We start from the raw sequence: 13,851 nt of genomic DNA, 5'->3' as shown, positions 1-13,851 counted from the left end.
GTTGACGAGGCGTCGCCGCTCGTGTCGTTTCGGGGACGAGCCGCGCACGAAAAACGCCGCCCCTCGGAAAAACTGCACGTCACTTATTTGGCCATCTCACTCCGACTATGACATTCGGTGGGCATGGCTGGCATGCACGAGTCCTGCACGGTGTGCGGACGCAACTTCGAGGTGCAGTTCCGCTACCAAATGGAGGAGCGCGACAACGCGTTCTCGTTCTTCTGCTCGCAGGCTTGCCACGGCAAGAGCCTGAGGGGTGAGACGACGAGTGGCGTCGTCTGCGATTGCTGCAACAAGCGTTTCGTCGTCGAGCTCGTCTCGCAGGTTCTTCGTATCAAGGGTGAGGCGCGCTACGCGTGCTCCGACGGATGCCGCACCCAGCTCCTCGCGGAGGCCGGCGGTCTTCGTCTCGGTAGCGCGATGGCGCCGACCGCGATGCCGCCTTCGCCGCCCCGACCGTTCCGGCGATCCCCGCAGCCATGCCCGCGCGCGTTGCGCCGCCGCCGGTTCCCGTTCGTACGCCGAGCTCCGTTGTGCCTTCGATGTCCGCGCCCGTCGCGTCGGCTGCGCCCGCGAGCGCACCGCCTGCCAGCGCGCCTCCCGCCAGCGCGACAATCCCGACGATGCCTTCGCCCGCCGCGACGACCGCGAGCGCCGCGCCTGCTCCCTCGGGCTCGATCAGCTCGATCGGAAAACTCCCGTTCGCAGGCCCGCGCCGCCTCGCGATCTTCAATCACAAGGGCGGCACCGGCAAGACCACCACCACGGTCAGCATCGCTGCCGGCCTCGCGATGAAGGGCTACAAGGTCCTCCTCGTCGACACCGACTCGCAGGGCAACGTCGGCGTGTCGCTCGGCGTGAAGGCCGAGAAGACGCTCTACCACTCGCTCGTCATGGGCCTGAAGCCCCAGGACGTCGCCATCAAGGTTCGTGAGAACCTCGACCTCGTTCCCTCGAACGAGACCCTCGCCGCCGCCGAGCTCTACCTCGCCGGTCGTCAGAACCGCGATCGAATCCTGCGTGATCGCCTCGCCCCGGCGCTCGCGCACTACGACATCGTCATCCTCGACTGCTCGCCGTCGCTCTCGCTCCTCAACCAGAACGCGCTCGTCTTTGCCGAGGGCATCGTGGTTCCGGTCGCGTGTGACTTCCTCTCGCTCGTCGGCGTGCGCCAGGTCATCAAGACGGTGAAGAACGTCAACTCGCTTCTCCACCACCCGGTGCAGATCTACGGCGTTCTTCCGACGTTCTACGACGCACGCGCGCGCATCTGCCGCGACGCGTGGGGCACGCTGAAGGAGCACTTCGGCGACCGTTGCTTTCAGCCCGTGCGCTCGACGATCAAGATCAAAGAGGCGCCGGCTCAGGGCAAGACGATTTTCGAATACGCGGCCGATTCGCAAGCCGCGGTGGACTACCAGCGCGTGGTCGACCGACTCGTGACGGGCCACGTTGCTCAGATGAGCGACGAGGAGCTCGAAGACGAGAACCCGAAGGCGATGGTCGGCTGAAGAGCCGTTCAAGGCCTGCGAAGACGTAAAGATTAGACTTGGTGGAGGATACGATGGCAGCGCGAGACGAAGAAGCGGGACTCGGAGCAGCACGCGTGCTCGATGGCGACGAAGTGCAGGGGGTGCTCTCGGGCGCGTTCTACCAGGCGCCGCCGGAGTCGACGCGGATGCTCCGTGCGGAGCGCCCGACGCCGAAAGAGAAGCCGACGCACTACAAGGTGATCTGCATCTCGATGTACACGAAGGATCTCGATCAGCTCGACGAGCTCGTCGAGAAGCTCAAGGCGCGCGGCATCACCAAGGCGAACCGCAGCGCGCTCATTCGCGTCGCACTCGAGCAGCTCGATCTCGACAAGGTTCCGCGCGGACTCTGAGCTGCCTACGAGACGCGTCCGTGACGAACGCGTGACGGGCGCAGGCTGGCGAGGGTAGGCACGAGAATCGTGTCGGCCGATGCCCTGCAAATGCCCACATTTCTCGGCGTCTCCGGCGCGTCCCGAACAGTGGCGACGCCTTGCGTCGTGATCGAGGTCGCAACATAACGCGCCCTGCATGTCGAGGTCGCTTCGCGCCCTGGCGCTCTCCAGAACGGTCGCCACGAGCGTGATGCTCGCCTCCTCCGTCGCTGCATCTGTCGCCGTCGCGCTCGCGCTCGCGCTGGGAGGCGCAGCCTGCGCGAACAGCCCGCAGCCCGATCTGACGCCGGACTACGATCCTTCGCTTCCGACGGTCGACGCCTCGCTGGAGTCGCACCCCGTCGTCGGAAACAGCGGTGATGACTCGTCGTCGTCCGGCGAGACCACGGGCGGAGCGAAGAAAGACGCGTCGGCCCCCGCCGCGAACGCGAATGATGCGGGCAGCACGAAGACGCCCTCCACGCCTTCGGTGACGACGCCCGCGGCCGGCGAGATCCTCATCACCGAGGTGATGTACACCACGCTCACGCCCGAGCCGATGTCGGAGTGGTTCGAGGTCTACAACCTCGCGTCCGCCGCGCGGACCTTGAGCGGCCTCAAGATCACCGACGGCGGCGGCCGCTCGCACGTCATCGGTGCGGGCGTCACCCTCGGCGCAGGGGAGTACGGCGTGCTCGTGCGCGACAAGGCCACGGCGATCGCGAATGCGGTCCCGGCGTCGGCCATTCTGTACGAGTACGGCGCCGGATTGTCCTCGAGCTCCGGCGTGATTCTCGCGAATGGCGCTTCGGGCGGCATTGCCCTGTACGACGCGTCGGTTCGGCTCGCGAACGTGCCGTACGGAGGTTGGTTCAGCCAGTCGGGCGGCAGCTCGATTCAATTGAAGTCGCTGACCGGCGCCACGAGCGACTCGGCGGCGGGCTGGTGCCTGTCGGCGACGGCCTGGACGAGCGGCTCGGCGAAGGGCACGCCCGGAGCGGCGAGCGACTGTCCCTGAACGTCGCTTCTGGAACGACGCGCTCGCTCACTCGGCGAGCGAATTCCAGAACGCCTGAAGATCGGCCGGGAGCGGCGCTTCGATGGCGAGGTGCTCGCCCGTCATCGGGTGAGCGAGCGTCATGCGCGACGCGTGGAGCGCGTGGCGCGGTAGCTCGAGTTTCTCGAAGTCTTCGTCCGTGAGCAGGCCGTCGGCGCCGCGCGGAAAGCACGTGTCGTCCGGGCCATAGAGCTTGTCGCCCACGATGGGGGCGCCGAGCGACGCGAGGTGGATGCGGATCTGATGCTGCCGTCCGGTCTCGAGCTCGCAGCGCACGCGGGCATACGTGCGCCCGTCTTTTCGTGATCGTGTGTCTTCGACGATGAAGCGCGTCGAGGCCGACATCGCGTCGTCGGTGATGCCGAGACGCATCTTCACTTTGTAAGGGCTCACCGGATCGAGCTCGAGGGATCGCTCGAAACGGAACGCGTTGGGCGCGTCGTCGGCCGGCGAGACCGCTCCGCCGACCTGCGGGCCGAGCGCGGGATCGGGCACGCCCCAGGTGATCGCGGTGTACGTTTTCGTGATGCCTGCGCGCTCCTCGAGACGCTTTTTGAGCGTGCGGTCGCAATCGGGCGACTTCGATACCAAGAGCACGCCGCTCGTCTCGCGATCGATGCGGTGACCGAGCGAGAGGAACACGCCGGGACGCTCGCGCTTGAGCACGTTGATGAGCGTGTTCTTGTGGTAGCGCGCGGTGGGGTGGACCGGGAGCAGGGAAGGCTTGTTGACGGCGAACAGGTGCTCGTCTTCGTGGAGGATGGGCACCTCGGTGGGGACGGGCTCCTCGTCCCACGGGGGGCGCCAGAGCAGAACGTGCTCCTCCTCCTGGACGCGGTGATTCGAGCGCAGCCGCTTGCCGCGGACGTCGAACGCGCTGTTTTTCACGATGAACTGCGTGCGCGTCCGGCTCGTGCGCTTGAGCTGGCCCTGGAGAAACACGTCCAAGCGCTGCCCGGCGAGCTCCGGGGGGACCCGAAAGACGCTCACGATCGAACCCTCCGGCACCCCTTCGGGGCGGACGAAGTCGCTTTCGGACACACGGAGCCGGGTCACCGAGGGCTCTTTAGCTTTTCTCGGGCCGTGCTTCCACCCCTCGAAGTAGCCGAAGGGACGGGTTTGGGGCCCCTCACACAGGGCACTGGGGACTGGAAAAACATGGTAGAAGCTGGGCCGCGATGGAGATCCTGTTCGTCACCACCGAGCTTGCGCCGTACGTGAAAGTTGGCGGCCTTGCCGACGTGAGCGCCGCGCTGCCGAAGACGCTGAAAGCCCTCGGCCACCGCGTGACCGTCGTGGTGCCTCGGTACCCCGCGTTCGAGCAGGCCGGCCTTCTGGTCGCCCGCCGTCTCACGCCGCTCCGGCTCGAGCTCGGTTCGCGCTCGCACGAAGTCACCGTCTTCGACGGCCGCCTCTCGTCGCAGGTCGATCTCGTCCTGCTCGACGCGCCCGGTCTCTTCGACCGCGAGGGCGTCTATGGCGAGCGCGGCGAAGACTTTGCCGACAACCACCTGCGCTTCGCCGTGCTCTCGCGCGCGGCCGCGGAGCTCGCGAAGCAGCGCGAGGAGTCCGGTGCGCCATACGACGCCGTGCACGTCAACGACTGGCCGTCGGCGCTCGTCGCCAAGTACATGAAGGACCTCGGCCTCAAGACGCCGACGCTCCTCACGATCCACAACATCGCGCACCAGGGCATCTTTCCGAAGAGCACGCTCTCCGATCTCGGCCTCTCCGAAGACGACTTCACCGTCGACGGCATCGAGTTCTACGGCTCGGTCAATGTGCTCAAGCAGGGCATCCTCTCGGCCGACGTCGTCACCACGGTCAGCCCCACGTACGCGCGGGAAATCCAGACCGAAGCGGGCGGCGAGCGCCTCCACGGCGTTCTGCAGTCGAAGGGCCGCGTCGTCGGCATCGTCAACGGCGTCGACTACGGCGTCTGGAACCCGGCGACCGATTCGAATCTCGTGGCACGCTACGACGCGGAAAACGCGTCGAACAAGGCTCGCTGCAAGGGCGCGCTCCAGAAAGAGCTGTCCCTTCCGCTCGACGAGCGCGCGCCGCTTCTCGTCAACGTCGGGCGCATCGTTCCCCAGAAGGGAACGGACCTCTTCATCGACGCGCTGCCGCGCATCCTCCGCGGGAGCAACGCGCAGGTCGTCGTCGCCGGCGACGGAGACTCCGCCCTCATCGCCAAGCTCGAGGCGGCCATCGAGAAGAGCCACGGCCGCGCCGTGTTCGTTCGTGCAGCCCCCGAAGCTCTCGTGCATCGCATGTTCGCCGCGGCGGACATCGCGCTCGTGCCGAGCCGCTTCGAGCCGTGCGGTCTCGTCCAGATGTATGCCCAGCGGTACGGCGCTCCGCCGGTCGCGCACGCTACCGGTGGCCTGATCGACACCGTCGTCGATTGCGATGCGCGGCTCGAGACCGGTACTGGTTTCCTCTTCGAGGAGGCGACCTCCGATGCGCTCTTCGCCGCCACGACGCGCGCCATCTCGGCGTGGGAGTCGAGTGCTTGGCCTGCTCTTCGTCGCCGCGTGATGCGCCTCGATCGCGGCTGGGAGCGCGCCGCGCGCCAGTACGAGCAGGCCTACAAGGCGCTCGGCACCTCGCGCTGAAACGGCGTTCGCCGTAGCAGAATCGTGCTCTAGCTAATCACTCGCGTCGACACCGCGGCGAGCCCGCGCGACGTAGGCCACGAGCCTCGTTGCGCGGGCGAGCCACGAAGCGCGGAGCGCGGTGCGTCCGAGGACGACGGCTTGATGAATGAGGGTGAGCGCGGTGAGCGCGCCTCCACCTTGGCCGCCGAGGATGTTCGCTGCGCCCGACCCGGCGACCACGAGCGCGACGCCGATGGCCGCGCGCCAACCCCAGGCGAGCGACGTGGCCGTCAGTGCGTTGCGTGAGACGAGGCGCGTCATCACCAGCGCATTCTTGACGCGTGAGAAGGCGCGGCGTTCGTCGTCGTCGTTCGTCACGACGTCGTGCACGACGGCTGCGCGAGCCACGTCGCCGAGTACGCCGATGATGCAGGCGCCGAGGACGAAGAGCGCGAGGACGACCATGTTCACGCCGAAGGCGGGCGTCTCTCCGAGGCTCGGCAGGAAGGCGCGGCTCACGGACGAGCCCACCCACGCGCCGGCCGCGACGATCGCCAGTTGGACGATGCTCGTGAGAACGAGGACGACCAGCAGCGGAAAGAACGAGGCGATCGACGCGCGAAGGGCAGACGCCGGGCGCGGTGCGATACCGACGGACCCACGACCCGTCGCGAGCGAAGCGAGCAGGGCGCCGAGGGGAATCTGCGAGAGCAGGACGCCCACCACGAACAGCACGAGCGTCGTGCGCGTGACGACCGCAAGCGCAGCGTCGGCTCCGAGGAACCAGGACACGAGGTTGTAGCCGCCGGGCCGAAAGAGGACGGCATCGCCGTCGGGGTGCGCGCCCCAGCTTCGGTTGGCCCACGCATGCGCTGGCGTCGCGAGCACGAAGCCCCACGCGAGCTGCCACGCATAGACCAGGGCGATCGCGAGAGGACGTCGCCGGGCCCGGACCTCCGTGGGCTCGAGCGCGCGGAGCTCGCCGTCCGTCGTCGCGTCGTCCGTCATGGAGCAACCAACCCCGTCAGCAGCTGGGCCCAGTAGGTCGATCGCTCGCGGGTGCGCGGAGCCCCGGTGGGCGTCTGGTTCCCGGCGGTGGCGAAGTCGTTTTCGGGCTTTTCGTCGAGAAGCACGCGATCGTCGGGATCGATCACGACCGAACGAAGCGGGCTCGCACCGGAGTACGGGACTCGCACGAACTCACCTTCGCCGTCCCAGGGAACGCGCGTGCGGGTTCCGTCTTCGGCGACGAGCTCGATGTCGACGGGGAAGGAGAGCGTGCCTCGTCGCGTGACGAGCGCCCAGCCGCTGTAGCGACTGCTCGCGGCGCCGCTGCGCGCGATCGTCTCTCGCTTGCCGTTGACGTCGAAAATGCCCCACGGCGCATGCGACGGATACGAGGAGATGCTCGTCGCGACGTAATCGACCCAGCCCTTGTCGAAGAGGGCAGTGCGGAGCGTCTTGGCCGCGCGCTCGCCCATCTCGGTGCGGAAGACCTCGATGAGATCGTCCGGCCGGGGATGGCGGAAGCGATACTTGCGAGCGTAGGTTCCGAGCGTGCGCTGCATCACGCGGTCGCCGTAGACGCGCCTCAGCGTCTCGAGAATCGTGCCTGTGCGGCTATAGACGAGCGCACCGTAAGCGCTGCCGGTTTCGAAGTCGTTCGCGGGCTGAGCGATGGGCTCGTCGTGCGCGAACTGACGAGCGCTCGCCGCGTGCACGTCGACGTCGCCGATCTTGAGTCCGAACATGTCGAACGCCGAACCCGGGCCCTTCCAGGCGCCCATGGATTCGCTCTCGGCGTAGGTGTTGAGCCCCTCGTCGAGGAAGGGCCACTTGTCTTCGTTCGACGCGATGAGGCCGTAGAAATACTGGTGTCCGAACTCGTGGATGACCGTGAGCTCGAGGGCGAGAAGGCCCTTCGGCGTCCACGGCATTCCACGCACGCCCGTCGTGATGAGCGTGGGGTACTCCATGCCGCCGGCTTCATCCGCGGTCATCGGCGGGTGCACGAGCGTCAACACCGAGTAGGGGTATTCGCCGTAGAGCGAGCCGAAGTGCGGGAACGCGAAGCGCATCGTCTCGAGCTGGCGTTCCGCCGCCGCGTCGTTGCCCCTCGGGTAGAGGACCGTCACGTCGACGTTCCCCATCTTTTCCGTGCGCTTTGCGAACTGGTCCCAAGCGGTCCACGCGAAGTCGTGGACGTCGTCCTGGACGTGGCGTTCGATCCGGCGGTCACCTTCCGTGCGTTCTTCCACGAGCGGGCCCGTCGCGCCGACGACGTAGTCCTTGGGAACGTCGAGCGTTACGTCGAAGTGGCCGAAGTCCGCGTAGAACTCGCCGAGGTGGTGGAAGGGAAAATGCGCGAAGGTTCCGTCGGGCTCGATGGTCGCGAGCTTCGGAAACCATTGCGCGACCATGTGGAAGCTGCCGTCGTAGCCGGTGCGTTCGACGATGGCGGGCAGCTTGTCGTCCCACTCGACTTCGAGCGTGATGCTGTCGCCGGGCTGCACCTCGCGCGGGAGCGGAACGCGCGCTTCGGTCTCGTCGTCGTCGTTGGCGCGCTTGGTCTCGGCGGCCTGCCAGAGGTCGTGACGTTCTTCGCCATCGACGAGCGTGAGCTTGCGGACGTCGATCGTGCCCCAGTCCGCGGGCACCGTGGTTCCGCGGAAGCCACCGATGGGCGCTCGCAAGAAGGTCGACGACTGGTTCTTGAACGCGTTCAGGTAGAGATGGAACCAGAGCTCGCTGACGGGCTTGGTGCTGACGTTCTTCCAGACGATCGTGCCTTCGCCGTGAACCGTGTGCGCCGTGGCGTCGAGCTTTGCGCGCAAGGTGTAGTCGACGACCTTTTCCGCATGCGCGAGCATGGGAACGTTCTCGAGGGCCGCCGCGACGGAGAAGTCGTCCGCGTGCGCGTCACGCGGGTCGTCACCCGTCAACGCGAGCGCGAGGCTCGCGGACAGGGCCCCGAGCCATCGCACGGACGAGCCAGTCATCGTCGCGCACGTTAGCAGAGTCGGTGCTCGCCTGAATCGGTGCTTTTCGCAGCGGGAAACGCTCAGAACCCGAACGACGTCTGCCCGTTCTTGTCTGGCTTGCCAGCCTTGTTTGGCCGGCGGAACGTGGTGGCGGTTTCGAACGCCGAAAGTTCGTCCGCGCCGAGGCCGAGGCGCTTTGCCGTGCGCGCGAAAAGAGCGCTGATGGTTTCTGCGTAGACCCCTTCGCCGCTGCCGCGGACGGCCCAGCGCGAATCGTAGAGCTTCCCGCCATGAGCCTCGCGCAAGCGGCGGAGCACCTTCTCGGCTCGAAGCGGTAGCTTGTCGCGCAGGCGCTGCTCGAACACGGCTTTGACGGACCCAGGCAGGCGCAGGAGCACGAAGAACGCGTGTGTGGCGCCGGCATCCTTCGCGGCCTCGAGGACGGAGGGAATGTCCTCGTCGTTGAGTCCCGGCACGATCGGCGACACGCTGACGCCGACCGGTACGCCAGCTTTGGCGAGCGTCTCGACGATCCTCATGCGACGAGCCGGCGTGGTCACGTACGGTTCCATGGCCTTCGCAGTGTCCGGATCCCAGAAGGGGATGCTGACGGTGACGCGGCACCGTGCGACGCGCGCGAGCTCCGCGAGGAGCTCCACGTCACGCTCGATGACGGGCGACTTGGTGATGAACCCCGCCGGATTCCGATACTCGATGCACGCCTCGACGCACCCGCGCGTGAGCTTCATCGATGCTTCGACCGGCTGGTAGCAATCCGTGATGCCGCTGAAGACGACGAGCTCGCCCTTCCACGACTTCTTCTCGAATGCCTCGCGCAAGAGCTCCGGCGCCTTCGGCTTCACGACGATCTTCCGTTCGAAATCCGTCCCCGCCCCGAACGACAGATACTCGTGCGACGGCCGCGCGTAGCAGTACGAGCATCCGTGGAAGCATCCACGGTACGGGTTGACGCTCCATCGGAAGCCGATGTCGGGGCTGTCGTTGCCCGAGAGGATGCTCTTCGCGTGATCTTCGAAGATCTGGAGCGGGGCGCGCGCTAGGTCTTCGGGGTCCGCGAGGTCGTACTCGAGCGTCGTCGACGAGAACGGATTGGGTGGATTGGCGACAGGGAGGAATCGCACCTCCTGGTGGTACCATACGGATGTTCAGTGTCCAGCCGAGCGGCTGACTCCTGAAAAATCCCGGCAAATCAGGGAGAGTGGGGGAGCTCGAAGACCTTCGTGCCTTCGGGGAGCGCCCGCACGATCACGCTGCCCTTGTGGAGGTAGACCATCTTCGTATCGTCCGCCGAGAACGACGGGATAGAGGCGCCTTCTTCGAGCGAGATCGTCTTTCGAGGCCCGACGACCTGCGCCGCTTCTTCGATACCCCAGTGGTACTTGCCGGTATTGCCGAGCGGCATCGCACTCGTCCGTTCCTCGGGCGTGCACCGCGGAAGGTGAGCGCGTTCGCCTGGCGCTCTTGGCGGCGATCCCACGCCGAATCCCATTTCGTACGGCGCGCCGAGGACGCCTTCGCTGTCGCCGCAGCGATACTTGCCTGTCGAGACGTCGAGCCTGGATTCGCCGCCACAGCCCTCGACGACGAGCTCGCGCTTGTTGAGTTCGTCGAAGTGCGCAGGCAGGATCATGCCGTTGTCGCACCCCGGCATCACGCGCGTGATCCTTCGGCGCAATCCGAGCGACGCGCCGTCGAGCACCATGAGATCGTCGGCGCACGTCACGAGGAGAAAGGCGCCGTCAGGGCTCGGGATCGGATTGGCGAGGATCTGGTCCTTGCCGCAGTACATCTGCTTCCGCCGCGTGATCTTGCCGGTGCCCAGGTCGACGATGCGGATCTCGTCGCCCGCGATGCCGTACTGGAACTTGTCGTCGAGGAAGGCCGCTGGCTGCATGGAATAGGGCTGCATGCCCACGGCCTTTCCGATGCGCTGGCCGGTCGAGAGGGAGAAGACCTCGCCTTCGTAGAGCGGACCATTGTCGTCGCGATCGAGGCCCCACGTCACGATGCCGAACGCACGCGAGCTCGTCATGGTGAAGTCTTCGACGTGCCTGAGAGCGCTGTCGGTTTTCGGTTCGAGGTGGAGCAGCTTGTCCCCGACCTTCACGACGACGCCGGGGGTGGGGTTGTCGAGCAGGATGCCGTCGCCCGAGGAGCTGGTGACGGGACGACCTTTGCCGGTGAAGAGCGGTTTGAGGCTCGGCACGTCGAGGAGGGTGACGTGTTCCTTGTCCTCGACGACCACTCCCTGGCCGGAGCCGTGCAAGGGAATCGTGGCGCGTTCCCCCTTGGCGAGCGCTTTACGCTGGATCGCGCCTCGGGGGTCGATGGAGACGACCTCGCGGTCCGAAAGTGCGATGACCGTTCCGTCGCGCATGAAGCCGACCTGCTCGGGATCGACGTTCGCTCCCCGCGAGGCCGCGGTATCGGGAGCGCTGGGAGCTGCGGCGTCTTCGGGCGAACGGGGGACGTCGACCGAAGCCACCGGCGCCGTGACCGACTTGACGGCACGGTGATCCGAGCGCTCGGTGCAACTCGCGCTGGCGAGTGCGCTGCCGACCAAGCCAACCAAGACCCACAAGAAGCGCGCCGACAAAAAACGAGCAGGGTAGCCGCTCCGTGCTGGTTCACACGTCTTCGGCCACCCCGCGCGTTCAATGCGGCTCGGCCTTCGCCGAGTCCGCTTGGAGCTCCGCGGACTCTGTCCAGCTAGGCTGGACTCGGTCCACTCCGATTCGTTCGTCATGTCGGCTCATCGCCGAGGTTACTAGTTCTGTGACACGGTTTCCTTCGTCTCCGTGTTTTCGGCCGGCGTACATCGGAACACGAGCTTCTTGCCCGGCTTCTTTTCTCCGCCGCCACCGCGCTCGTCCTCGATCATCGCGTCTTCCGCGTCCACGACGACGCTGCCGCCCTTTTCGAGCTTGCCGAAGAGCAGCTCTTCACCGAGCGGCTGCTTCACTTCGTCCTGGATCACGCGGGCGAGGGGACGGGCACCGAAGTCGGCGTCGTAGCCCTTCTCGCCGAGGTAGGAGCGTGCCGCCTCGCTGACCTCGATCGTGACCTTGCGCTCCTTCAGCTGGTCGGCGAGCTCCTTGAGGAACTTGTCGACGATGCTGCCCATGGTCTGCGGCGAGAGCGCGTCGAAGGCGATGCGTGCGTCGAGGCGGTTGCGGAACTCGGGGCTGAAGAGGAGCTTGTACTCGCGCTCTGCGTCGCCCGTCGCCCGTTTGTCGCCGAAGCCGACGGCGCGGCGGCCGAGATCGCGTGCGCCGACGTTGCTCGTCATGAGCAGGACGACATGGCGGAAGTCGGTCGACTTGCCGTTGTTGTCGGTCAATTTGCCGTGGTCCATGATCTGGAGCAGCACGTTGAAGACGTCGGGGTGAGCCTTCTCGATTTCGTCGAGGAGGAGCACGGCGTGCGGCGTCTTCGCGATGGCGTCGGTCAGGAGACCGCCCTGATCGAAGCCGACGTAGCCCGGTGGCGCACCGATGAGGCGCGAGACCGTGTGGCGCTCCATGTACTCGCTCATGTCGAAGCGCACGAACGAGATGCCCATGATCTTCGCGAGCTGCTTGGCGACCTCCGTCTTACCGACGCCGGTGGGGCCGGTGAGGAGGAAGTTGCCGATCGGCTTCTCCGGCGACCGGAGACCTGCGCGGGCCAGCTTGATGGCCGCCGCGAGCTGCTCGACCGCGCGATCCTGACCGAACACGACCTTCTTGAGGTCGCCTTCGAGGTTGCGCAGCTTCTCCTTGTCGTTCGAGCTGACCTCGCGCGGCGGGATTTGCGCCATGCGCGCGAGGACGGTCTCGACCTCCTGCACGCCGACGATGATGCGCGGCTTGGCGGCCTGCCCGTTCCCGCCGCCGCTCACCGAGACGGCCGGGGCCGTGCCGGTCGGCGTGGTCGCGGGACCTCCGTTGAGGCTCGCGGCGGCTGCTTCCTTCTTCGCCGCGTCGGACGCCTCGCTTTCGTCGCGGAGGAGGTTCGGCGGCTTCTCGCCCTCGTAGAGCTTCAACTTGGCGGCGGCGCCGGCCTCGTCGAGGAGGTCGATCGCCTTGTCCGGCAAGCGTCGGTCGTGGAGGTAGCGAGCCGAGAGCGTAGCTGCGGCGTCGAGCGCCTCGTTCGTGTAGCTGACGCCATGGAACTCTTCGTACTTGCTGCGGAGACCTTCGAGGATCTTCTTGGTGTCTTCGATCGACGGCTCGTTCACCTCGACGCGCTGGAAGCGACGCGAGAGCGCGCGGTCTTTCTCGAAGTGCTGGCGGAACTCCTCGAACGTGGTCGAACCGATGCAACGCATGCGGCCCGAGGCGAGGGCAGGCTTGAGGAGGTTCGACGCGTCCATGCTTCCGCCGCTCGTCGCACCGGCGCCGACGATCGTGTGGATCTCGTCGATGAAGAGGATGGCCCCTTCGATCTTCTGAAGGGCCTTCACGACGCCCTTGAGGCGCTCTTCGAACTCGCCGCGATAACGCGTGCCGGCGATGAGTGAGCCCATGTCGAGCGAGTAGACGGTCGACTTCTTGATCGCCTCGGGCACTTCGCCGTTCACGATCTTGAGCGCAAGGCCCTCGACGACCGCCGTCTTGCCGACGCCGGAGTCACCGACGAGCAGCGGGTTGTTCTTCTTGCGCCGCGCGAGGATCTGAATCATGCGCGCGACTTCGTTCGAACGACCAACCAGCGGGTCGATGCGCTTGGCCTGCGCCTCTTCGTTGAGGTTGATCGTGTACGCCTTGAGCGGGTCGCGCCGCGAGCGCGGGCCTTCGGCTTCGCCTTCGAGCGAGGCGGGCTCCTTCTCGGCGCGTTCGGTCTCGCCGTCGTCGAGCTTGGAGATGCCGTGGGAGACATACGCCACGACGTCGAGGCGGGTCACGCCGCTCTTTTCGAGGATGCTGACCGCGGGGGAGTCGCGCTCGGCGAAGATGGCGACGAGCACGTTTGCGCCCGTCACCTGATCCTTGCCGCTCGATTGGACGTGGCTGACGGCACGACGAATCGCGCGCTGGACGCCGAGCGACGCGGTGGGCGTCGTGTAGTTGTCTTCGGGGACGCTCTCGAGCTGATCGGTGAGGAACTGTTCGAGCTCGGTCTTGATGCTCGCGGCATCGCCCCCGGCGTGACGGACGACGGCCGCCGTCGCCTCGTCGAAAAGCAGGGCATAGAGGAGGTGTTCGAGCGTCACGTACTCGTGGCGCCGCCGCGCAGCTTCGTTGGCTGCGAGCGAGAGCGCGATCTCGACCTCGGGACTGATTCGCATGGGCTTATCGCTTTCGA

Annotated in this window: 10 protein-coding genes; 4 read left to right on the top strand and 6 right to left on the bottom strand. The window is 66.6% G+C overall.

Annotated elements, in window-relative coordinates; all coding sequences use genetic code 11:
• The first annotated feature begins 542 nt into the window (after positions 1-542).
• The 3 genes from AKJ09_RS44355 (at position 543) to AKJ09_RS44345 (ending at position 2,924) form a co-directional block, all read left to right on the top strand.
• On the top strand, positions 543-1,511 hold the full coding sequence (locus AKJ09_RS44355) for a ParA family protein (RefSeq protein WP_146653899.1): 969 nt from the start codon (positions 543-545) through the stop codon (positions 1,509-1,511).
• Positions 1,512-1,564: 53 nt separating this feature from the next.
• The gene (locus tag AKJ09_RS44350; RefSeq protein ID WP_146653898.1) at positions 1,565-1,885 is read left to right on the top strand and encodes a ribbon-helix-helix domain-containing protein; all 321 of its coding nucleotides are present in this window, start codon (positions 1,565-1,567) and stop codon (positions 1,883-1,885) included.
• A 178-nt stretch (positions 1,886-2,063) separates the two neighbouring features.
• Complete coding sequence (locus tag AKJ09_RS44345; RefSeq protein WP_146653897.1) at positions 2,064-2,924, top strand: lamin tail domain-containing protein; 861 nt, start codon at positions 2,064-2,066, stop codon at positions 2,922-2,924.
• 27 nt (positions 2,925-2,951) lie between these two features.
• Here the strand turns inward: AKJ09_RS44345 and AKJ09_RS44340 are convergent, their stop codons facing one another.
• Positions 2,952-4,019, bottom strand: coding sequence for an RluA family pseudouridine synthase (locus AKJ09_RS44340; RefSeq protein WP_169928370.1), 1,068 nt, complete (start codon positions 4,017-4,019; stop codon positions 2,952-2,954).
• 122 nt (positions 4,020-4,141) lie between these two features.
• Between AKJ09_RS44340 and glgA the strand changes: the two genes are divergently transcribed.
• Complete coding sequence (gene glgA, locus AKJ09_RS44335; RefSeq protein WP_146653895.1) at positions 4,142-5,581, top strand: glycogen synthase GlgA; 1,440 nt, start codon at positions 4,142-4,144, stop codon at positions 5,579-5,581.
• 33 nt (positions 5,582-5,614) lie between these two features.
• On the opposite strand, the gene AKJ09_RS44330 is transcribed toward glgA, so the two are convergent.
• From AKJ09_RS44330 to clpA, 5 genes are all read right to left on the bottom strand, one after another.
• The gene (locus tag AKJ09_RS44330) at positions 5,615-6,571 is read right to left on the bottom strand and encodes a hypothetical protein (protein ID WP_146653894.1); all 957 of its coding nucleotides are present in this window, start codon (positions 6,569-6,571) and stop codon (positions 5,615-5,617) included.
• Positions 6,568-8,562, bottom strand: coding sequence for a M1 family metallopeptidase (locus AKJ09_RS44325; protein WP_146653893.1), 1,995 nt, complete (start codon positions 8,560-8,562; stop codon positions 6,568-6,570). Before AKJ09_RS44325 ends, AKJ09_RS44330 begins: the two co-directional genes overlap by 4 nt.
• A gap of 62 nt (positions 8,563-8,624) precedes the next feature.
• Positions 8,625-9,686, bottom strand: coding sequence for a PA0069 family radical SAM protein (locus AKJ09_RS44320; RefSeq protein WP_146653892.1), 1,062 nt, complete (start codon positions 9,684-9,686; stop codon positions 8,625-8,627).
• Between the two features lie 68 nt (positions 9,687-9,754).
• The gene (locus AKJ09_RS44315) at positions 9,755-11,137 is read right to left on the bottom strand and encodes a hypothetical protein (protein WP_146653891.1); all 1,383 of its coding nucleotides are present in this window, start codon (positions 11,135-11,137) and stop codon (positions 9,755-9,757) included.
• Positions 11,138-11,332: 195 nt separating this feature from the next.
• Positions 11,333-13,834: an ATP-dependent Clp protease ATP-binding subunit ClpA gene (gene clpA / locus AKJ09_RS44310; protein WP_146653890.1), complete on the bottom strand. Its 2,502-nt coding sequence runs from the start codon at positions 13,832-13,834 to the stop codon at positions 11,333-11,335.
• Between the last annotated feature and the right edge of the window lie 17 nt (positions 13,835-13,851).

This window comes from Labilithrix luteola (assembly GCF_001263205.1).
Classification (GTDB): domain Bacteria; phylum Myxococcota_A; class Polyangia; order Polyangiales; family Polyangiaceae; genus Labilithrix; species Labilithrix luteola.
This window is presented reverse-complemented; position numbering and strand designations above follow the sequence as displayed.

Coding starts and splice junctions, on each gene's coding strand:
- AKJ09_RS44355 (WP_146653899.1), top strand. CDS start 543: ATGTCCGCGCCCGTCGCGTCGGCTGCGCCCGCGAGCGCACCGCCTGCC.
- AKJ09_RS44350 (WP_146653898.1), top strand. CDS start 1,565: ATGGCAGCGCGAGACGAAGAAGCGGGACTCGGAGCAGCACGCGTGCTC.
- AKJ09_RS44345 (WP_146653897.1), top strand. CDS start 2,064: ATGTCGAGGTCGCTTCGCGCCCTGGCGCTCTCCAGAACGGTCGCCACG.
- glgA (WP_146653895.1), top strand. CDS start 4,142: ATGGAGATCCTGTTCGTCACCACCGAGCTTGCGCCGTACGTGAAAGTT.
- AKJ09_RS44330 (WP_146653894.1), bottom strand. CDS start 6,571: ATGACGGACGACGCGACGACGGACGGCGAGCTCCGCGCGCTCGAGCCC.
- AKJ09_RS44325 (WP_146653893.1), bottom strand. CDS start 8,562: ATGACTGGCTCGTCCGTGCGATGGCTCGGGGCCCTGTCCGCGAGCCTC.
- clpA (WP_146653890.1), bottom strand. CDS start 13,834: ATGCGAATCAGTCCCGAGGTCGAGATCGCGCTCTCGCTCGCAGCCAAC.